Source organism: Alishewanella sp. HL-SH05, assembly GCF_052655985.1.
The window spans coordinates 2,334,254-2,355,020 of record NZ_CP199753.1; the positions used below are offsets into that span (position 1 = coordinate 2,334,254).

Sequence of the window (20,767 nt, forward strand, 5' to 3'; positions counted from 1 at the left end):
TTCTGTATCTAAAATAAAAAGTTAGGTGATTAGGGAACATTCATGGCCGTTCCTGATCTGATCGTTCGCCAAAACTAAACCATGTCATTAACAGCCATGAATGTGAAAAGAATGCTCGCCGATTTCCTCCGATTTGTCACCCCCACAACCATGCATAAAGCGCGATTTTCTGTCCTGTTAGACGCGGTTACTGCGCTGGCTAAAGACGCGCGTTGTACTGTGACCGCCATTGGACGTGCTATGCCAGGCTCTTCTGACAAAGTCAGTATCAAGCGCGCGGATAGATTACTGAGTAATACCAATTTACAACGGGAACTGCCTCTTATCTATGCTGCCATGACTCGGTCTATCGTGAGCAGTAAATCTCAGCCGCTCATTTTGGTTGACTGGAGCAACGCCGATACCGCGAAGCGGCACTTTATACTGCGAGCCAGCATGGCTACTGATGGCAGAGCTTTGACGCTATTACAAAAAGTGGCGGCGGCAGAAGATTATACTTGCCCACATTTACACCGAGCCTTTTTAAAACAACTCAAGGCCATGTTACCCAAAGATTGCAAGCCCGTTATCGTTACAGATGCAGGCTTCAAAGTGCCCTGGCTTAAACAGGTACGCAAATTAGGCTGGCATTATGTCGCCAGAGTCCGAGGTAACGTGAAGCTTAAACTGGCAGAGCAATCTGAACTTATGACCGTCAATGCGCTTTATAAAAAAGCTCGCGCTACCCCCAAAGACTTAGGCGAAATCGTGCTGACTCAGTCGCAGCAGTATGAAACCCGCGCCATTCTGGTCGGTAAAGGCTATAAGCTGTTGAAGCGAGACAAAAATAAGTCTTACAAAGAGCCCTGGTTATTGGTGTCATCGCTACCTGAGTGCCATGACTATGCGAGTAAAATCGCCAAATGCTACAGTAGCCGAATGCAAATTGAAGAAAGCTTTCGAGACCAAAAAAGCCCACGTTATGGTTTAGGAAGCGACTTGCACGGTACCAAATCCAAATCTCGTTTGAATATATTACTGCTATTGGCGGCACTGGCAAATTGGTTCCACTACCTGATGGGGGCCGCAGGTGAAATAGCGGGTGTGCATTTACGATATCAGGCCAATACGATAAAAAACCGACGGGTACTTGCTCTAAACTTCCTCGGAATATTGCTATGTAATGAATCGAAGATCCCTATTCGCAGACACGACTACCAGCAAGGGCTAAAGCAAATCTTGCACTGGGTAGCTCAATGGGACTGGGCGCAAATAAAATTGGCAAAGAGCTGATACTATGGGGTGCAAATTTGTGGGGATCCCTCAGTTGAGTTTGACAGCTTACACCCCTCTGTGTCGGTGGTACTGATCAAACGTAGACGTTGTGTTAGGTAGTAATCTTTTAGAGAATTGCGGGGTTTGTGATATTGAGTAAATCCGTGACTTAAGCAAATAGTTTGGTGGCCGACATCATCATGAACTCTGTTCAACCTTAAGCCGCATATTACTTAGCGAAATTTTTCGGTTAAAACGTCTTTTTACAACAACTGTGGCATTTACAGGAACCTGAGTGGTTTCACCTTTGTTATAGCGTATCAGTTCATCTGATGGCTGCCAGGCGACACCTAACCGCTCAAGTGCTTGTTCAGAAACCGCCTTAAAGCCACCATAAGATGCCATCATAGGCTTACCGGTGAAGCTGTTGATCCGGGCTTTAGCATATATAAGCCATAACCAATTTTCAGTGGTATTTTTATCGCCTTTTCTACCCCCATTTCCACCTGCGTCTCTACCCTCATTTTATCGCTACTGGCAATGGCTTCAGCTAGCGTACGAAGAGCGGAATAACACCCTGCAAACGCTCGATATCCCCCTCTCCCACGCCCAGTCTGGCAAAATAACCAGGCCACTCACTGACTAAATCCTGTACCTGCGATATCAGTTTTCTGGCTTTTACCGTTTTTAACCCAAAACGGCTGGCATGACTGAGTAAGTTTTCGACACTACCTAACCGTCCCAGAGCACCAATGCCAAGCCCATGCTGGCGGGAATTGTTTATTGGCAACACATCATAAGCTGGAGCCAAACACCAGGTTCGTTGGTTAAAACTGTAAAGTAACGCATGATTGCGGCTGTGATCATCCGTATTGCCGAGCAGAACATTAAACACCATGCGCTGATATAACTCTTGCGCATCGGTTGCCACGGCAGAATGTTTGGCCAAAAACTCCGCCAAAAAGCCATAACTGTAATTGGGGTTTAACTGGTCTGGATTAACTGCCGCAATATTGATTAACGAATTGGCACTGATAAAGTGATGAGTAGGCCGCTGCGCATCACAGTCGAAACGTTCTACCAGTAATACATCTTCATCAGCTGATGACACCACGCGGGTATTGGCAACTTGCACCGGTAACTCGGCTAGCATCCGCATACTGGCGTGTTCAACTTTCACTTGATTAAAGAGATCATCCGGACGATTAAATTTTGCCAGATAGGTAATAGCTCCTTCTGTGATCAGCGTCTTAGGTCTTGCCCCGCCCATGCTGGAACCATGCTCAAACGCTTTTTTTGCCTCCGGCGGGATCGCCTCATCCGACAAAATAGCGGCTTTACCACGCAGCAGCATGGGTAAATCACCTAACGTATTTTTGTTATATTTGGGCTTAGATGACATTCGAGACTTACTAAATACTAAAGCACCAACCCCCATGCCCGAGCCAGCCAGTAAAAATTGCAACGCATTCGCCGGCTTGGTTTTATGTAAAGAAAGAATAACCCGCTGCCCCCAAGCATCGGCTCCGGCATCGCTTAAAACACCAAACAAGCCTTTACCACCCGATGTGGTAAATAGCTTATCGGATAAAGGTAAATTGAGCGGATCCAGCGCAAACGCATCAGGTCGCGCCAGATAGCTTTTTCCATAACGGAACTCACCATAACGGCGGACAGGATCCAGCGTTACCACCCCACAAATCACGGGCGAATCTTCCAGACCATCGATAAAAACATAGGCTTGTTCAGAAGTCATTCGACAGCTCCGCTTTAGGCTTACGTACTTTGCGTTGCTGTCTTTTATCTAGCTCAGCCAATTTCTCGTTAACCGGCTCTGCCAGCAAATGCAGTAAGTTAAGGTGAACTAACACAGCGAATAAAGCCTCGGTGCTTACGGATTTACCATTTTCAATCGCCGATATGGTATTTCGACTCAGGCCAGTTCGAGTGCCGAGTTCATCCTGCGCCATACTTTGGGCCCGCTGATGCTTGACTAATTTACCTAGCGCTTTCGCAAACTGTGCATGCACACTCAAAATTATCACCTTCTGCATATATTTTAATGCAATAAATACTTATGCACAAATTATTGCGCATAAAGTCAATATGTCAAAGAGTATTTGAAAATCTATACCACCGGAATTTAGCAAACTAACGGTCAGTTTTGTCTGAGAGCATTAAAATAACTGTGACAGCCTACGTGACAATTAAATTTTCTGTAAGACATAAAATTCAAGATTTCACATACTGGGTACGAAAAATTATGTCTCATTATTTTTATTTTATGTTATTGATTAAAATTGAAATTATCAACAAAGAAAATCAATGCCACGCATTTTAAAACAAAGAAATAAGCAATAAAAATCAGGCTCATAACCCGAAGGTCGGTTCAAATCCGGCTCCCGCAACCAACATCTTAATCAGCCTTGTGCTGATTTTTTTGTCCCTAAATTTCGGTAACCCGACGGAAGTCGGTTCGCTCTTCACTAAGACCAGGGCTCCCGCAACCAACATCTTAATCAGCCTTGTGCTGATTTTTTTGTCCCTAAATTTCGGTAACCCGACGGACGTCGGTTCGCTCTGCACTAAGAACAGGGCTCCCGCAACCAACATTTAAGCCGACTTTAAAGTCAGATTTTTTGTATCTAAATTTTGGCAATCCGAAGGTCGTCGGTTCGCTCTTCACTCAGAACAGGGCTCCCGCCACCAACATCTTAATCAGCCTTGTGCTGATTTTTTGAAATTAATTTAAATTTTTGCCCTTATAACCCAGAGCTTAAACTGCTTTAATCTTGCAAAGAATTTCCGTTATTTGCTCTAGCGCTAAGCTATGTTTCACAGCACCTAGTTTTGCCGCCTCTTTTGGCATACCGTACACCACACAGCTTTGCTCATTTTGACCGTAAGTAACAGCCCCGGCTTGTCGCATGGCAAGTAAACCCCGAGCACCATCATCGCCCATTCCGGTTAAAATAACGCCGATGGCGTTTTTACCGGCACTACTGGCAACAGAGTCGAATAATACATTTACAGAAGGTTTGTGACGTGACACCGCAGGACCATCCTTCAATAACGTATAGTAAAATGCCCCCTGCCGGCGTATTTGCAAATGTACTCCCCCATTGGCAATGTAAACATGACCAGGCAAAATACGTTCGTTATTTTCTGCTTCCTTTACTGTAACCGCAGAACATTTATCTAAACGCTCGGCAAAAGCGCGAGTAAATGCCTCTGGCATATGCTGTACTACAACAATACCTGGTACAGATATAGGTAGAGCACGACAAATATACTCTAAAACCTGAGTACCACCCGTTGAAGTGCCTATTGCAATTAACCGATCAGTCGTTTGTTGTAAGGCAGTATTTTCAGAAGAAAGCAGTAATTGCTGTGCAGTTTTTACTAAACTGGCGTTCTCTTCATTGCCAGTTCTAAAAACGTTTCGTTTTACGTTGGCTTTAGCCGCTATTTTTATCGCAGTAAGCATTTCACTACCAATCGATTTCAAATGATTTTTTAAACCTGCGGTAGGTTTGGCAATGATTTCCACTGCACCTGCCGCCATGGCATCTAAGGTCATAGCCGCGCCTTTAGTGGTTAAAGAGGAGCAAATGATCACAGGTAAAGGTTTGCTTTTCATTATGGTTTTTAGAAAGGTAATGCCATCCATCCCCGGCATTTCAACGTCAAGTACGATAACATCAGGCCATACTTGCTCTAGCGCTTTCATAGCAAACAGCGGGTTACTATGTGCGCCAATTAGCTCAAGTTGCATATCAGATTGTACAATTTGTCCTAAGGTCTGCCTAACAACAGCAGAATCATCAATAATCATCACTTTAATAGGTGAATTATTCATATCGCACCTTTTGGCTCTTTCAAGCAAATAACAGTTCGAAGCGATTCACTTCAGATTGCTCAATACTGAAATGCCCGCTGGCAATATCTACAGTTAAGCGCCGATATAGTGGGCCTCCAACGTCGGTGCTTTGTACAGGAATATTTAAAGCCCCGAGAAGACTTAAACAGCGCTCAATATTTTTTTCGCCTATACCTGGCGCTTTTTGAGCATGCGGGAACATATTGCCGCCACCAATTAAATAAGCTTTAAACTCAGAAGTTTTGATACCAAATAGTGCTATTTCGAGTTGAAATATCTGCATTAAATCATCGGCAAAACGGCCATTAAGATCAGATTTTTTAATACAAGATAGCGGCACAGTTGACTGCTGGTGATTTGGTAAAAGAATATGGCTTACACCTAACACGTGTTTTTCGGGATGCCAAAGCACTACTGAAACACATGATCCTAAAATAGTACTTACCTTGCCTTGACCTTTACCAAAAAACCACTCACCGGGTTTTAAAAACACGTTTTTGTTCATGAACGTGCTCCTTTAAAGCGATAAAGTGCAGGTTTCAGAGCGGTAAATTGCTCTGAAATACCGTGCAATGATTCCGAATGTCCTATAAAAAGTAAGCCATTGGGATTTAAACAGCGTGATATGTTATTGATGATTTGTGTTTTGGTTTTATTATCAAAATAAATCAGTACGTTGCGTAGAAAAATGATATCAGCCTTTGTATCGAGCTGCTGAGGTTCCATTAAATTACGCTGCGCAAACTGTACGTGTTGCTTGATTTTGTCATCAACTAATAAGTACCCGTCAAAATCACCATGGCCTTTAAGGCAATATTTTTTTAATAAATGTGTGGGTAATTCTTTTGCTCGGCTAAGTGGATATAACCCAGTTCTGCCACTTTCGAGCATTCTCATCGAGATATCACTGCCTAAGACTTGCCAAGGTCTACTACCAAATACTTCTGCCATGAGCATGGCGATAGTATATGGCTCTTCGCCAGAGGAACAGGCTGCGCTCCATATTAATGGAGCCTTTTCTCCCTGCTTTTCTGCAAGTACTTTTTCTAAAAAAGCAAAGTGTTTGGGCTCACGATAAAAATAGGTTTCATTGGTAGTTAGTAAATCTACCGCCATTTGTCTTTCTAACTCGTTACCTTGTTTTGCAATATAACTAAGATAAGCATTAAAACTATCCAATTTTAATGCTCTTAACCTACCCGCTAACCGGCCAGATACTAAGCTGCGCTTAGTATCTGCCAGACATATACCGGATTCTTGCTGAAAAAAACGCCGTATCTGGTCAAATTCAATGTTAGAGATCAGTTCCACTTGCATGGTTTAACCCCCTTAAAAGGCCCCAAACTGGCTTTTATCTACTTTTTTACCGAGTACGGTTTGCTTGGCTGTTGTGGGTGCAGTGACAGCTTTAACGGATTGTTGTATGGGTTTTGACGTTTGTGCGGAGGCTTTTACATAACTGGTTTGATTTTGTGTTTCATCATTAATATTGAAGTAACTAACCAGCTGCATTAACGTTTCAGCCTGACCTGACATTTCTTCAGCCGTAGCTGCCAACTCTTCAGACGCAGAAGCACTTTGTTGAGTTGCCTGTGTAACTTGCGCCATGGATTCGTTAATTTGCCCAACCCCTGCCGATTGCTCATCGGATGCCGCAGCGATCTCTTGCACTAAATCAGAAGTTTTTCCAATGGCAGGCACGATCTCATTTAATAATGATCCCGCGCGTTCGGCTTTTTGAACTGAACCACTAGCGAGCGTAGAAATTTCCTGCGCAGCAACTTGTGAACGTTCGGCTAATTTACGCACCTCTGCCGCAACAACAGCAAAACCTTTACCATGCTCGCCCGCCCTAGCTGCTTCAATGGCAGCATTAAGTGCTAGCAAGTTAGTCTGATAGGCGATATCGTCAATAATGCCTATTTTAGAGGCTATCTCTTTCATAGCCTGAACGGTATTTTCAACCGCAACGCCTCCTTCACGCGCCTCAGCAGCAGCCTTGGCTGACATCGAATCGGTGACTTTGGCATTTTCGGCATTTTGGGCAATAGAGGCGGTCATTTGTTCAACAGCAGCAGAGGTTTCTTCTACTGACGCGGCTTGCTCGCTGGCTCCCTGTGCTAATGATTGGGCGGTTGCAGATACTTCTGACGAAGCTTGAGCTAATGATTCGGAGTTAGACCGAACATCAGATATAACTTGGCGCAGGCTCTCAATAGTTCCATTTACACTGGTTTTGAGTTCACCGTAGGTACCTTGGTAATCTCCTTCAATCAAGATATTTAAATCACCGTCTCGTAAATTATTCATGACCTCAGCAGTTTCTTTAATTGGCCGTTCGGTGGCTTCTAATAGCTGATTCATGCTTTCAATTAACACTTCGAAGCTATTACTGTACTGACCGCTATCCGCTCTGCTGCTTAAATTACCTTGCTGAGCATCCGTGACCATTTCAAGAACACTGTTAACAACAAGTTTAACAGTATTGGCTACGGTGGCGGTACTTTGTGCTAATTCGTCTAATAAACCAGCACACTCCACCTTGGGCATAACTTCTAACCGACCCTCAGATACTGCTTTAAGTACACTAGCGTTATCGGACACTGCAGCATCGAGTACAGAAACCGCCTCATTATATTTGATAGCAATTTCCCTCACCACGCCCTCTAACAATTGAGTTTCAATTCGCTGATTAAACAAACCTTGCTGTATAGCAATAAACGCGTTACCAAATATCTCTAACATTTGCTCATCATATTTAAGCTGAGCGGTAATATCTTTCCATTCCACGATTGTGGCGGTTCTTTGGTTATCTTGATTAAACACCGGTGTAATAATCAGCTCAAGTGTGTATTCGGCAAAACGTAATATGGCTGTATAGGGTTGCTCAAGTGCACTTAACATTTTACGTTGATGTGACGGGTTTTTATGAAAGACATCAATATTTGTTCCAACAACACTTGCGGCGGAGAAAACAGGTATCGTGGTTTGAATTGCACTCTCAATACGCCTTAACGTATTTGCCATTGAGCGATTCACATAAATGATATTGAGATTATCATCTGCTAGCATAATATTGGCGGTACTGGCATCTAGAGCCGTTCGAACTCTGAGATTTTCTTCTGCAATCTTTTGCTCTTTAATAACTGCTGCTTTTTCTTGTTCTACTCTTTGCAGTTGGTCAGTCATATCTTGCCACTCAACAACCGTACCAATACGAATTTGCTGATCAAACACTGGCGTAACCAATAAAGTAAAAGTGCGGCCACCAATTAATAGTTTGGTTTTATGCGGTGCTTGCATGCGATCAAGCATATTACGCTGATGCGCTGGATTTTTGTGAAATACATCTATATTAGTTCCCACAACGGTGTTAGCTGAAAATTTAACTAGATCTTTCCTTATGTCTGCTTCAGCAAACTGCAACATATCCATCAGTGATTTATTCACATAGACAATGTTATAGTCAGCATCAGCAACCATAATGTTGCTCTCAACAGCTTCAAGCGCACTGACGACACGCATATTATCCGTCGCACTTTGTATCAACTCTTTTTGTTGTTGCTCACGATGAAGCTGCTCGCTCATGTCTTTCCATTCAACTACGGTACCTACACGCAGCTCTCGTTCAAAGACTGGCGTGACTAACAATGTGAACGTTCTGCCACCAATCAGTAACCGCGTGCGATGGGGAGAGGTAAGCTTATCTAACATGCCACGCTGCATAGCAGGCTTTTTGTGGAAAACATCAACATTACTACCAACAACATTGTGGGCTTGAAAGTTGGGTAAATCTTTTTTGATATCGCTTTCTGCTGTTAATAACATGTTTAATAATGAATTATTAGCATAAACAATGTTGTAATCTCTATCCGCGACCATGATATTGGTTTCTACGGCATCTAAAGCGCTATTTTTCAGCATACCTTGTCGAACATTTTCAATAAGTGCATTTACCGATGCGGCAAGTTGCGCGTGTTCTCCCGCATAATTTCTTGCAGCTAACGCTTGAAATTGTTTTTGCTGAACAGTTTGCTCTATTGCAGAGGCTAAACTTTTTGTTTGGTTTTTACTTAAAAAATCGATAATGCTCATTTGATCACCTCGTGCTTAGCATTGGCTAAAGTGCTTTTAACTGTTTGTGTATTAATTAGCTTTGGAATATCAAGAATTAGCGCGATATCACCAGAACCTAAAATGCTGGATCCGCTTATGCCCTGCATAAACTCGAATAACTTTCCTAAAGGTTTAATAACGGTTTGAAACTCACCAAGCACTTGATCAACGACCAAGCCTGCTTTATGTTGGCCATATCGCACGACGATAATGCTACGTCTGCCTTGTTTTGCCGTTGATAGTTGAAACATTTGATCTAAAAAAATGAAAGGCAGCATCTCGCCACGCAAATTCATAAAAGCTGTTGCCTGACTTTTCGAAATGTCTTCAGGTAATTCAATGCATTCAGTAACCAGATTAAGTGGGATAACAAATTTGGATTCGGCCACCCTAACCATAAAACCGTCAATAATGGCTAGAGTTAAAGGTAAACGTAATTGAAACGTGGTGCCTTTGCTTGGAACTGAAGCAATGTGCACAGTCCCTCTTAATGCCTCAATATTTTTGCGTACCACATCCATGCCCACACCGCGGCCGGATAAGTTACTCACCTCATCAGCGGTTGAAAAACCTGCAGCAAAAATAAGCTCATCTATTTCATTATCAGACAACTCAGCCGTTTTATTTACAATGCCTTTTTCTATGGCTTTTTTTAGAACTTTTTTGCGGTTAATCCCACGACCATCGTCTTTAATTTCAATAACTATTGAACCTGAGTCATGGTATGCGCTAAGCGATAATAAGCCCTGAGATGTTTTACCCGCAGAAAGACGCTCTTCTGGTGATTCCAAACCATGATCCATAGCATTGCGCACCAAATGCATCAAAGGATCGCTTATCCGCTCGACCATAGACTTATCAAGCTCAGTTTCAGCACCTTCAATTTGCAACCGAATATCTTTACCTAAAGATGCGGCAATATCACGAACAACACGATTGAACCGATTAAAGGTTTCACCAATTTGAACCATCCTTAACTGTAAAGCCGTTCCCTGAATATCATCCACCAATTGTTGAATATGTTCTACGGTCTCACTTAAGGCCGTATTGCCGCTTTGCTGAATTAACGATTGCATTGTTGCTGTGGCAATGAGTAGTTCACCCAACTGATTAACCATTTCATCTAGGCGATAGGCAGGAACTCGCATTAAACGTTGATCTTTCAGTACCGATTTTTTGGGTATTACTTGTGATGTCTCTTCTTCAGCAGCTATTGCTAAATTATCATCCTTGGCAGCCTGTGCTGAAGAAGTCATTGATGGCGTATTGAGCGGGATCTCGTTAGCCAAAGGCAAAAGATTAAGGCTTTGCCAATGCGCTTTTAGTGCAATGGCTTCGTCTGTGGGATACTTACTCAAAAAATCGTTGTAGTCTGACAATTCAGCGTTTGGACTGAAAATTTGGACTAAACTGTCTGTTTTTATGTATTCAAAGGCTTCAGATAGCAACGTGGAAGAAGCTTGTGAGACATGTAAATCTAAGATTAGCCAGCAGCTTTCGAAATCTTCAATGTGAGTTGTGTTTACTAAATTTGGTAATTTCTTCGTGTCATAAGACCAGTGCTCTAACAGAACATTAGCCTGTTTAGCAATAAAGCGAACAATAGCTATGGGGTCGAAGCCATCACGGAACGTATCTATACCAAATTTAATAAAGATATGTTGGGTTGTATCGACTGTCACAGGCGTTTCTGTAACAACAATGTGTTTATTTGTCAGTTCAGATTGATTCAAAAAAGTACTCAGCTCGTCTAGTAAAGCCTGACCAACCTGAATATCCGGCGGTGAAACCGCTTGTTGCCTCTCAGCAAAATTAAATAAATTGACAATATGATCATTACAGCGCAATAACACATTAATCAGGGGAGTATTTAGTGTTAGCGCTTTAGCACGGACACTTTCAAACGCCGTTTCTACTAAATGCGTAAAGGCAACAACCTCGTTCAACCCCACCACACCAGCTGATCCTTTAATCGTATGTGCCGCACGAAACAGCGCATTTACTGTCTCTTCATCTAAGTTATTAGGGTCTTGCTCTATGTGTAATAGTTGCTGCTCTAGAAAATCGGTGAGTTCTCTACCCTCAGTAAGAAAAATGCTGACAAGTTCTTGCATATTAAGCATGATCGTCACCTCCCGCTAAGCTAAGCCTTGGCATGAGCCAATGTGCAATATCGGGATTTACAGGTGGTTTTATGCTTAATTTCCTGTCTTGATTAAGAGTGTTAACAGCATTCGACATCGCTATTAATAACTGCAGACCTGCAGCATCAAACTCTGCTAAGGCCTCTAAAGACCAACAATCAATCACTGTCGTTTTTAGCTTCTCTTGCCATAGGGTAGCTTGTTGGGCCACCTCATAGATGGTAAGAATTGCCGGCGTTTCTATTACCTGTAAGATGTCAGACATAAGCACCTCGTTACGGCAGCAGTTTTTGTACTACATTTAATAAATTGTCGGGTTGAAAGGGTTTTACCATCCAGGCTTTGGCACCTGCCGCTTTGCCTTGCGACATAAAGCTTTCACCCGATTCAGTTGTTAACATCACAAAGGGGGTAAATTTGTATGCCGGTAGCTCTTTTACTTTTTTTAGTAGTGACAAACCATCTAACTTAGGCATATTTAAATCACTAATAATGAGATGAATTTTTGTACCATCTAATTTATTGAGTGCATCTAAACCATCCTCAGCAGTAATCACATCAAAGCCATTACCTGTAAGTACCATGCGGCTTACTTGCCTGATTGAAGCGGAATCATCTACCACTAATATTGTTTTACTCATTTCTCACCTCAGAAAAAGGTTATTTCGCTTTCAACATGCTTGGTATTTGCTGTATTACCTTGATGACTTTGCCGCTCTTCTTGCATGGTATAAGAGGCATACAGTTGCTGACTGACTTGTTCAATCTGCTCACGCTGTATGGGTTTTTTACTGTCGCTAATTTGCTGCAAGCTTGCTAGCGCGAAGATGGTATGTTCTAACTTTTGACTCACGCGATCTTGAAACTGAAATTGTGTTATAGCTGTAGCTACCTTTTGCTGTACTTCAGAAGAACTTTGCTCAAGGGCAACCACATTTTGGTTAAGGTTTTGGTTAACATCGTTCATTTGCACTAAAACATCAGAAATTTTCTGTTCAGCATTGTGCAAAATTTGCTGATCTTGATGTTGTGAAATCGACAATTTATTGCTGCTTTCAGTCACAGCAGCCATAAGCGCATCCATCCGGTTAATAATTAAGTTAGCAGCGTCTGCAGTGATATCAGACAATTCTCGAACTCGCTCAGCGACTACGGCAAACCCACGGCCTGCTTCCCCTGCTCGTGCAGCTTCAATAGAGGCATTAAGAGAAAGTAAGTTGATTTCTTTTGATATCTTTTGAATAGAAGTTGTTTGTGTCATCAGCTCAGTTGCCGTTTCTGACACATAACTCACGGCTTGTACCAGCTCTGATTTACTGGCAAGCGCGGCATTTAAGGCACTAATAACCTCGGCGAGCTCGAGTTTACTCTTGCGGACAAAGCCCTGCTCTGCATTACCAAACTGTGTAGTAGCTTCACTGGCTAAGTGGATGCTTTGATCTAAAGCCTCATAAATAAACTGAAAGTCTTGGGTTAATACGGTAACTGCACTGTTGGCATCCGTTCTAGCTAATTCGAGTTGTTGACACAGGGTGGCCAGTAACTCAGTTAAACCATTTTTTTGCTGCGCTACAACATTTTGTTCCAGAACACTAAGGCTACACTCAAGTTGCGCTATGGTGGTTTTGCCGTGCTGTAACTCTGAAAAAATTTGACGCTCCAGTAACCAAGCAACACATAGCACCGAGGCAATCAACAGACTCCACAAGCACCAAATAGCAAATACGACAAACAATAAAGTTAAACCAAGTAGTAAATAAGGTAATGACGGACCATAACGGTTGAGGTGAATAACACTGCTTTGTAAAAAACGTTGCAATAACCACTCTGAACTGGAGTGCTCTGGTGCCATAATTGAAGATTTAAGGCTGCTCATTTTAGTGCTCCTTTGCTGATGCATGCTCAGTTGCTGCCACTAATGTTGCCATTTCCTCCACAGAGAGTACTTTTTCCGGTGCCAGAATCATTAGAAGGCGGTTTGATAAACGCGCCATGGCCTCGATAAAATCTGTTCTTATTTTGCTACCAAATTGTGGAGGTGCGGTTAAATCTGCGCTATTAAGTTCAAGCACTTCATTTACGCCATCCACCACTACGCCAAGTTCTGTAAGCCCTTCAGCGTTATCTGGTATTTCAACAATAACAATGCAAGTCCGCTTCCCCTCATCAACACATTTGCCATAAAGGCGGGCACTAAGGTCGATAACAGGAACTACCGAACCTCTTAAATTGATCACGCCACGCACAAAATTTGGCATTAGGGGGATTTTAGTAATTCCGCCAAATTCGATAATTTCCTTAACAAGAAGAATGCCTAATGCATAGCATTCTCCACCTGTATTGAAGGTTAGATATTGCTTAATGCTTGGAATAGCTGAAATAATTTGCATACCATTGGATTGTTGCTGCATAGCCCCTCCCGTGTTTACTAAAACAATAATTATCGCATTTGATAAATATGCCAAGAAGAAGCGTAAAAATTTAAAAATTACTAATTGATAAATTTGAGAGTCAGGATGATCAACTTGTTTTATCTTAGCTGCAACGGTTAATAGCGAACATTTCAAATTTTGCTGCCCGCCTTGCTGCCATTTTGGTTAAAAGTGCAGCGTGTTTTTGGGAAGATTGGTCTTAAATTTGATAGTAAACCGTAAGCAGCGCTTCAATCTCACGCAGCAGGATAGTTGTTGCTCAGAAAGGTTGGATTTATTGCAGTTGCACTTGGGTGCTCGCTGTGAAGCGTTCTGTCAGCAAACGGCCAAGCCAAGCTCTAAATCGGTGAAACGCACAGAACGTGATGTCCCGATCAAGGAAGCGTTTGCTGATTCCAAAACACGTAATGGTTTCAGACGTATTCAGGTAAACCTGGCTGAGCATGACAAGAAACCTGATATAAAAACGACTAAGCAGCATGATGTGCTAAGGCTCGATAGCTAAAACTGCACGCAAATTTAAAGTGACGACTGACAGCAAACACCCGCAGTTATTAACACTAAATTTACTCTTCAGTGAATTTAACTAAACAATCTCAAGCCAGAAGTTCGTTGGTAATATCATGTCTTTGATGACCAGTGAAAGCGGGACCTATTTGGCCGTTTTATAGATCTGTATTGGTATGCAGTAATTAACTGGTTTAGGAGCTACCGTATGACAGCAGACTTGATGTGTATTGTGCTAAAGATGGCTCTGTTTCGTTGGAACTGTCCTTCATCAGTGACGGCTCATATGGATATCTTAGTCCAGAAAATTTTGAATTGAATAACAGTGCTTAGTGAACTGTGTACCGTTGTTGGTACAGAACAGGTATAAATTGCGCGATTTTGTAAACAATAACCCGCAAAATAGGCCACACTTATTTACCAAAGTTAATTAAAGATGGCAGTATCAAAAGGCTTACGTTTGAATTGGATAACCGATTCAAATACCCTGAGGATATCTTGCTCTGAAAATGGTTTACCAACAATATGATGGCTGAATTGAACCGCTTTTTTCAGCATTTCTTCCGAAGTATCACCTGTTAGTAATACTCTTACTGCTGTTGGAAAAGCTGTTTTTGCTTCAGATAAAACTTGTTCGCCGTTCATTTCTGGCATTTGATAATCACATATAATCAAATCCAGTGGAGCAATCTCTGTTGCAATTTTCAGCCATTCAGATGAGTGCTCACAACCAAAAAAATGCCAATCTGGTTTTAGTCGTTTTCCTATTATCAACAATGCTTTTAACATAAAGGCATCATCATCTATAAACAGCACATTAAAATTCATAAGAATTCTCCCTATTTAGGCGCTTCAGCATTTGCGCTTAAAAGAGCAAGATAATCAGTTTCATTTAAAGGTTTGCTGAGTAAAAAACCTTGCACCTGATCGCAACCAAGACGTTTAAGAATAGTAAGTTGTTCGGCTGTTTCTACGCCTTCAACTACTACGGTTTGATTGAGATCGTGAGCCATACGTATGATATTTTGCAACATGGTTTGTATATTTAAATTTCCATCAAGATCTGTGATCAATGCGCGATCAATTTTTAGTGTATCTACTGGTAATCGTGTTAAATATGCCAACGATGAGTAGCCTGTGCCAAAGTCGTCTATTGCTAAACTCAAACCCGCATTTTTTAACTCTGTTAGTTTTTGGGCATTACTCTCTAAATTTTCCATCACTGCGCTTTCGGTAATCTCTAGCTGTAGTAAATCGGTACTTATTGCGTATTGTTCTATCAACTGTAGTGTTTCTTGCAGAAAATCGGCATTTACTAACTGCAATGCCGACATATTTACTGCCAAAGGTAAAACTGCTATGTCCTCTTTTTGCCACTTGGCTAGAAATTGGAGGCTACGACTTAGAACCCAATGACCCAGTTCTAAAATTTGGCCATCTTCTTCCGCTATAGGAATAAAAACCGCTGGCGAAACGCTGCCAAAGGCACTACTGTGCCATCTCAATAACACTTCTGCACCTATGATCTTATTTGTCGTAATATCCCACTTGGGCTGAAATTGTAATGAAAGCTCTTCTTGTTCAACAGCATAGTACAGCGCTTCGCTTAATTGTAGTTTCTGTTTACGGTTAGCCGTAAGGCTTGCACTGTAACGCATAAAGAAGTCAACATTACCTTTGCTGTTTAAACGGTTTGTTAACAGAACGTTGTTAAGTATCGCTTTACCTGAACGGCCATCTTCTGGTGCTATAGCATAAGCAACTGTAAAGCCTAATTGTACCATCTTGCCTTTTATCAATTGTCTAGCATCTACTAGGTTGATATATTCAAGGATTTTCTGGTGTAATTCAGATTCCGAAGACACATTTGGAAATAAAAGAATAAACTGCTCGTTAGCCAGATAGGCTAATCGACCTTGTCGTTCCATACCTTGTAAAAATGCGACTGAAACACGTTCAAAAACCCCTTCTGCTTCATGAATACCGATAATGTCAGCCATAAGATTAAAATCACGAATTTGTAAAGAGACCACCGCAAAAGTGTCTTCGCAGTAAAGAAGATTATCCATCTCTTGAATAAGTTGCGATTGGTTTAACACCATCGGTAAGTTAACGATATTGGTGAAAGTAGATGATAATTCGTCAAGCTGCTGAATTTTTATTAGTTTGATATCATTATCTGATTTTTGAACAACTAATTCGAATTCTTTCCCGAGCTTACTTGCAACTAACATTGATATCTTGGCTTGCAAAAAAGGCATCACCTTGTCAGCGGTTAAATCATTAAACACCTGCTCTAGCAAAGACCCATTTATTTCAGCTGCGGATAATTGCAAAAGTTGTTGGGCCGCGAAATTACATCGCAATACCACACCGTTTAATGCGATCTCTAATAAAGGTTCGGGGCTTGAAATTAAAAACTGAGTACGAATGTGCTCTGATCGTTTTGACTTATATTTTTTAAAAGCAGATTCAACTTCAGTTAGCAACTGAGAATCATCCCAAGGCTTTTGTAAAAAACGAAACGCAACACTCGCATTTAACAAATCAATAACCGCATTAAAATCTGCATAACCGCTTAAAATCATGCACACCGTATTTGGATAACGTTTGTGAATCTGCTTTAGTAAGGCACCGCCATTCATTTCAGGCATTCGATAGTCTGATATCACTACCTGGCATGGCGTTAACGCAAGTAATTGTAGCGCTTGTTCAGCGCTTTCTGCTGTAAAAACATTAAAACCTGCACGGCGTAAAAGTCGCTCTAACGACTTGAGAATATATATTTCGTCGTCTACTAGCAGAATTTTTTCCATATTAATGGCCTTATATCTTGATAGAAACTCAGCTACAACACGTTTAAACGCTTATTTTCAAAGGGTTTTGACAGAAATTATCAGCGGCACTCATCATAGCTGTTACAAATTCGCTGTCAGATAATCCTGATATTACTAACATTTTAAATGCCGCTAGGTCAGGCGTATGTCGAATATAACTCAATACCACAAATTTATTTAAACCCGAGATATCAAAAACAAAAGTCATTAAAACAAGCTTTAGATGCATTAACTTGAGCCTAAACTGGAAAACATTATTAACCAGCGTAGTATCCTACTCCTTGCTGCTAAGGGATCGATTTATGGCCGCATGCAAAAGTTATCCATCGTCAATCACGAGTAATGTGCTCACTGAAAATTGTGTTTGAAAAGCGAAGGCCACTGTTTGAGCTTTTTTGCTTTTGCAAAAAAGCGAGAAAACTTTCAAATTGTACCCGTAAATGCCCTCTTCCAAATAGTTCATGGCCTTTTAATTAATCATTATCGATACAACAACTCGCTTTCTGTGACGGATATCATAATAGGCGGCAATTTCACCGAGTTTAAAAGCTTTCATCAAGCAATTATCAGGCTACTGGCTACTGTTTGATCTTTTACTCGTTATAGCATATAAATACAGTTAAAGACACATAAGACAAATGGGAATTTTGGGATTGTTACATGACGCTAGCACAAAATAGCCTTTAAGGTGTGTTGATGACGAAACAAGTATCTTTAAATATCTTGTTCGGTTTTTTTCTGGGCAAATTATCAACCTGCAGTTAGCAAACACCGGGCAAGAGGTATGGGTTACTCTAAGTCGACAACCATTTCATCTTTTTATTAGTGATGTTCATATGACTAAACTGACTATAGCTAATACTTTTAGCCCAGCAGCATTAATTCAACCGGACATTTACCTTGTTATAATGATTAGCTATGCTGATCTGCGCTCGACAATTAATTCAATTAATGTTGAAAAATTAATAAGCATGAGCAACACCCTGTTTTGATAACATTAAATCGCTTTCTAAAACAGCCCTAGAAGAGGAAGAGTAGCAATGCAAATCCGGACCTTAAGAATTGTTGGTGACCAAATATCGACGCTTGGCGCTTGGCAGTTTGATGATTTATCAAATCCAGCAGAATTAGCAATTGCTTTTGGAAATATTGAGGGTATAAAACAATTAGGTCTGCGAGCCGATCTTAAGCAACTTGCCAAAAATTGGCTTGCAGGTTCTTCTTGTTTAGGATGTGCCGATCAAGCAGGATTAAATAATAGTAGTGCGCCAAGTGTCACAGTATTATTAATAGATGATCCAACAGGTCACTATGGTGTTGGCTCAGCTGAACTAACGGGCAATATCGCGGATAAAGCAAGCAACGCGTTACAAATGGCTATGGATATCGCAGGCAAAAGCCATGAACTACCAAATCTAATTTGGTGTTTACAAGCGCCAGGTACAGAAGAAGCAGTAATACAGGGCATAGAAAATTTAGTTGGTGACCAAGTTCCGATATTTGGCGGTAGTACAGCAGATAATGATGTTAGTGGACAGTGGTTACAGTTTGATGGCAATACGCTCTCTGCTAACACCCTTTTATTAGCTGTATTCTACCCTTCCACCCCAATCAGCAATTTCTTTAGTAGTGGTTACTTTTTAACTGAATGCCATGGTGTTGCCACTGCTGTAACTGAAAGGCGCCTTTATAGTATTGACAATCAACCTGCCGCTAAAATTTATAACCAATGGTTGCAACAAACAAACAACAGCGTATTGAATCCCGGAAATATTTTAATGGAGAGCACACTCTTTCCTTTAGGTCGTGAAGTAAAGCAGGAAAGTCACTTACCTTTCTATTTATTATCTCATCCAGCAGTGTTGCATGAAGACGGCAGCCTATCGCTATTTTCCGAGATACATGTCGGTGAACAACTTTGGTTAATGCAAGGTGACAAAACGGATTTAATTGCTAGAGCTGGCGAGGTGGTTAGAACGGCAAAACAAAACTTAAAGTTTCATTATAATTGCGAAGCGGCTGGCGCAATAATTGTATATTGTGCAGGCTGCATGCTGGCGGTGAAAGACAACATTGATGAAGTACAACAGGCTATTCAAGCAGAACTTGGTGATATCCCCTTTATTGTGACTTTTACTTTTGGCGAACAAGGTTGTTTTGTTGACGGCTCAAACAGACATGGTAATTTAATGATCTCGGCTGTTTTAATTGGAGCACACCATGCTAACGAATGAGCAGTTACATGAGAAGCTCATGCAACTTAGTTTTGAGAAAAAACAACTTGAGCGATTTAAGTTTTTAAACGACCTGATATTAAATGGCTTGAATGCCATTTTAAGCTCTGATAACCATGAACAAATATTTCAGAAATTATTCTCGGTAATCCATGAGGTGATTAGTTGCCAGCATATTGTTTTATTGTTGGTGAATGACAAACCGCAGCAGCTAGAACTGGTTCGCAGTACCAATGAAAACTTGCCCTGTGAGCCTAAACCTTTGGATAAGTTAGTACATCTAACAGAGCATACTCTCAATTGTTTTAATGTGAAAAACTTGCCATGGTGGACAGATATTTTTGCTGATACCTTTGACACAATTAATTCGGCTTTAAGTCACCCTTTTAAAACATCTCAATCGCACTATATATTACTTTTATTAAGTGAAAAGCGTGGTGCTTTTAGTCCACAGATCCAAGAGTTGCTTAGCTCATTTACCAGCTTTGTTGCCAACACCCTCACTCAGGTAGAGACACGCAAACTGATATCTGAACGGGATAAATTATTACTACGCCAACATCGTATTGAGCAAAGCTTATTACAACAAGAAAAAATGGCGTCTTTAGGCCAATTAGCTGCTGGTGTGGCGCATGAGCTTAATAATCCGCTAGGCTTTATTTACAGTAATTTAAATACCTTAAAAGTGTATTTAGCTGACTTTGAAAAGGTGATTAGAGCGCACCCTTCGGCAGAGCAAAACCAACAGAAAATTGATGTAGATTTTTTATTAGATGACGGCAAAGATTTAATTGAGGAGTCTTTAGAAGGAGCACGTCGTGCAAGGGATATTATCAATAATCTGAGAAGTTATTCTCATCCCGATGACAAAACCTCAAGCAAGATGGCATTAAATCAATTATTGGACAGCGCAGTAAAAATTGCCAAAACGCAGATAAAGCACAATTCGGTAATTGAACTTAAATTATGCGCTCAGAATCCAATGGTCATTGTCAATGCGAACCAACTTAATCAGGTTATTTTGAATCTGATTGTTAATGCTAATCAAGCCGTAGCTGAGGGTAAAGGTATTATCACCATCCAATCAGGCTTTGTTGAAGATAATTGCTATTTTGAAATTATTGACAATGGTTGTGGTATATCCATAGAGGCACAATCGAAAATATTCGAACCCTTTTTTACCACTAAAGATATTGGTCAAGGTACAGGTTTAGGCTTATCTTTGTCCAAGGCAATTATCGATCAGCATAAAGGGCAAATTGAACTGCGCCATTCTAGTCAAACAGGTTCTACATTTAGAGTGACCTTACCTGCTGTGCTAGTGTAATTAAACAAAATAAGTTGCTCTGCCTCATTTAAGACT

The 20,767-nt window shown here is 41.2% G+C and carries 17 protein-coding genes and 1 pseudogene; 4 read left to right on the plus strand and 14 right to left on the minus strand.

Translation table 11 applies throughout. The annotated features are described in order from the left end of the window. Positions 1–81 precede the first annotated feature (81 nt). A complete protein-coding gene (locus ACUJFL_RS10650) occupies positions 82–1,272 on the plus strand; it encodes an IS4 family transposase (protein ID WP_445427447.1) in 1,191 nt (396 codons plus the stop codon). Between the two features lie 180 nt (positions 1,273–1,452). Here the strand turns inward: ACUJFL_RS10650 and ACUJFL_RS10655 are convergent, their stop codons facing one another. The 12 genes from ACUJFL_RS10655 to ACUJFL_RS10710 form a co-directional block, all read right to left on the minus strand. Next, entirely contained in the window at positions 1,453–1,662 is a 210-nt protein-coding gene (locus ACUJFL_RS10655; protein WP_445427448.1) for a hypothetical protein, read from the minus strand. Between the two features lie 142 nt (positions 1,663–1,804). After that, positions 1,805–3,010 carry a type II toxin-antitoxin system HipA family toxin gene (locus ACUJFL_RS10660; RefSeq protein ID WP_445427449.1) on the minus strand — a complete coding sequence of 402 codons (1,206 nt, stop codon included), beginning with the start codon at positions 3,008–3,010 and terminating at the stop codon, positions 1,805–1,807. Further along, positions 3,000–3,284, minus strand: coding sequence for a helix-turn-helix domain-containing protein (locus ACUJFL_RS10665; RefSeq protein ID WP_445429081.1), 285 nt, complete (start codon positions 3,282–3,284; stop codon positions 3,000–3,002). Before ACUJFL_RS10665 ends, ACUJFL_RS10660 begins: the two co-directional genes overlap by 11 nt. A 746-nt stretch (positions 3,285–4,030) precedes the next feature. Beyond that, positions 4,031–5,113, minus strand: a complete 1,083-nt coding sequence (locus ACUJFL_RS10670) for a protein-glutamate methylesterase/protein-glutamine glutaminase (RefSeq protein ID WP_445427450.1) — start codon at positions 5,111–5,113, stop codon at positions 4,031–4,033. A 19-nt stretch (positions 5,114–5,132) separates the two neighbouring features. Next, positions 5,133–5,627: a chemotaxis protein CheD gene (locus ACUJFL_RS10675; protein ID WP_445427451.1), complete on the minus strand. Its 495-nt coding sequence runs from the start codon at positions 5,625–5,627 to the stop codon at positions 5,133–5,135. A gap of 8 nt (positions 5,628–5,635) precedes the next feature. Continuing rightward, entirely contained in the window at positions 5,636–6,451 is an 816-nt protein-coding gene (locus ACUJFL_RS10680) for a CheR family methyltransferase (RefSeq protein ID WP_445427452.1), read from the minus strand. 12 nt (positions 6,452–6,463) lie between these two features. Beyond that, positions 6,464–9,229 (minus strand): methyl-accepting chemotaxis protein, encoded by a 2,766-nt coding sequence (locus tag ACUJFL_RS10685; RefSeq protein ID WP_445427453.1) that lies wholly within the window; start codon positions 9,227–9,229, stop codon positions 6,464–6,466. Further along, positions 9,226–11,373 (minus strand): chemotaxis protein CheA, encoded by a 2,148-nt coding sequence (locus ACUJFL_RS10690; protein WP_445427454.1) that lies wholly within the window; start codon positions 11,371–11,373, stop codon positions 9,226–9,228. The genes ACUJFL_RS10685 and ACUJFL_RS10690 overlap by 4 nt, the downstream gene beginning before the upstream one ends. Continuing rightward, complete coding sequence (locus ACUJFL_RS10695) at positions 11,366–11,659, minus strand: hypothetical protein (RefSeq protein WP_445427455.1); 294 nt, start codon at positions 11,657–11,659, stop codon at positions 11,366–11,368. Before ACUJFL_RS10695 ends, ACUJFL_RS10690 begins: the two co-directional genes overlap by 8 nt. A 10-nt stretch (positions 11,660–11,669) precedes the next feature. Further along, a complete protein-coding gene (locus ACUJFL_RS10700) occupies positions 11,670–12,035 on the minus strand; it encodes a response regulator (RefSeq protein WP_306178435.1) in 366 nt (121 codons plus the stop codon). 8 nt (positions 12,036–12,043) lie between these two features. After that, positions 12,044–13,270 (minus strand): methyl-accepting chemotaxis protein, encoded by a 1,227-nt coding sequence (locus ACUJFL_RS10705; RefSeq protein WP_445427456.1) that lies wholly within the window; start codon positions 13,268–13,270, stop codon positions 12,044–12,046. Position 13,271: 1 nt separating this feature from the next. Next, on the minus strand, positions 13,272–13,961 hold the full coding sequence (locus ACUJFL_RS10710; RefSeq protein ID WP_445427457.1) for a chemotaxis protein CheW: 690 nt from the start codon (positions 13,959–13,961) through the stop codon (positions 13,272–13,274). Between the two features lie 196 nt (positions 13,962–14,157). Between ACUJFL_RS10710 and ACUJFL_RS10715 the strand changes: the two are divergent. Beyond that, positions 14,158–14,625, plus strand: a pseudogene (locus ACUJFL_RS10715) (IS3 family transposase); the annotation flags it as partial. A gap of 134 nt (positions 14,626–14,759) precedes the next feature. Here ACUJFL_RS10715 and ACUJFL_RS10720 read toward each other — a convergent pair. Continuing rightward, a complete protein-coding gene (locus ACUJFL_RS10720; protein ID WP_445427458.1) occupies positions 14,760–15,161 on the minus strand; it encodes a response regulator in 402 nt (133 codons plus the stop codon). An 11-nt stretch (positions 15,162–15,172) separates the two neighbouring features. After that, on the minus strand, positions 15,173–17,149 hold the full coding sequence (locus ACUJFL_RS10725; protein WP_445427459.1) for an EAL domain-containing protein: 1,977 nt from the start codon (positions 17,147–17,149) through the stop codon (positions 15,173–15,175). Positions 17,150–18,210: 1,061 nt separating this feature from the next. Between ACUJFL_RS10725 and ACUJFL_RS10730 the strand changes: the two genes are divergently transcribed. Together ACUJFL_RS10730 and ACUJFL_RS10735 are read left to right on the plus strand one after the other, a co-directional pair. Further along, a complete protein-coding gene (locus ACUJFL_RS10730; protein WP_445427460.1) occupies positions 18,211–19,404 on the plus strand; it encodes an FIST signal transduction protein in 1,194 nt (397 codons plus the stop codon). Beyond that, positions 19,391–20,731, plus strand: a complete 1,341-nt coding sequence (locus tag ACUJFL_RS10735) for a sensor histidine kinase (protein WP_445427461.1) — start codon at positions 19,391–19,393, stop codon at positions 20,729–20,731. Before ACUJFL_RS10730 ends, ACUJFL_RS10735 begins: the two co-directional genes overlap by 14 nt. Positions 20,732–20,767 lie beyond the last annotated feature (36 nt).

Bases quoted from the DNA above. Each gene is read 5' to 3' on its own strand.
- ACUJFL_RS10650 (WP_445427447.1), top strand. From the start codon at position 82: ATGTCATTAACAGCCATGAATGTGAAAAGAATGCTCGCCGATTTCCTC.
- ACUJFL_RS10655 (WP_445427448.1), bottom strand. From the start codon at position 1,662: ATGATGGCATCTTATGGTGGCTTTAAGGCGGTTTCTGAACAAGCACTT.
- ACUJFL_RS10660 (WP_445427449.1), bottom strand. From the start codon at position 3,010: ATGACTTCTGAACAAGCCTATGTTTTTATCGATGGTCTGGAAGATTCG.
- ACUJFL_RS10670 (WP_445427450.1), bottom strand. From the start codon at position 5,113: ATGAATAATTCACCTATTAAAGTGATGATTATTGATGATTCTGCTGTT.
- ACUJFL_RS10680 (WP_445427452.1), bottom strand. From the start codon at position 6,451: ATGCAAGTGGAACTGATCTCTAACATTGAATTTGACCAGATACGGCGT.
- ACUJFL_RS10685 (WP_445427453.1), bottom strand. From the start codon at position 9,229: ATGAGCATTATCGATTTTTTAAGTAAAAACCAAACAAAAAGTTTAGCC.
- ACUJFL_RS10690 (WP_445427454.1), bottom strand. From the start codon at position 11,373: ATGCTTAATATGCAAGAACTTGTCAGCATTTTTCTTACTGAGGGTAGA.
- ACUJFL_RS10695 (WP_445427455.1), bottom strand. From the start codon at position 11,659: ATGTCTGACATCTTACAGGTAATAGAAACGCCGGCAATTCTTACCATC.
- ACUJFL_RS10700 (WP_306178435.1), bottom strand. From the start codon at position 12,035: ATGAGTAAAACAATATTAGTGGTAGATGATTCCGCTTCAATCAGGCAA.
- ACUJFL_RS10705 (WP_445427456.1), bottom strand. From the start codon at position 13,270: ATGAGCAGCCTTAAATCTTCAATTATGGCACCAGAGCACTCCAGTTCA.
- ACUJFL_RS10720 (WP_445427458.1), bottom strand. From the start codon at position 15,161: ATGAATTTTAATGTGCTGTTTATAGATGATGATGCCTTTATGTTAAAA.
- ACUJFL_RS10725 (WP_445427459.1), bottom strand. From the start codon at position 17,149: ATGGAAAAAATTCTGCTAGTAGACGACGAAATATATATTCTCAAGTCG.
- ACUJFL_RS10730 (WP_445427460.1), top strand. From the start codon at position 18,211: ATGCAAATCCGGACCTTAAGAATTGTTGGTGACCAAATATCGACGCTT.
- ACUJFL_RS10735 (WP_445427461.1), top strand. From the start codon at position 19,391: ATGCTAACGAATGAGCAGTTACATGAGAAGCTCATGCAACTTAGTTTT.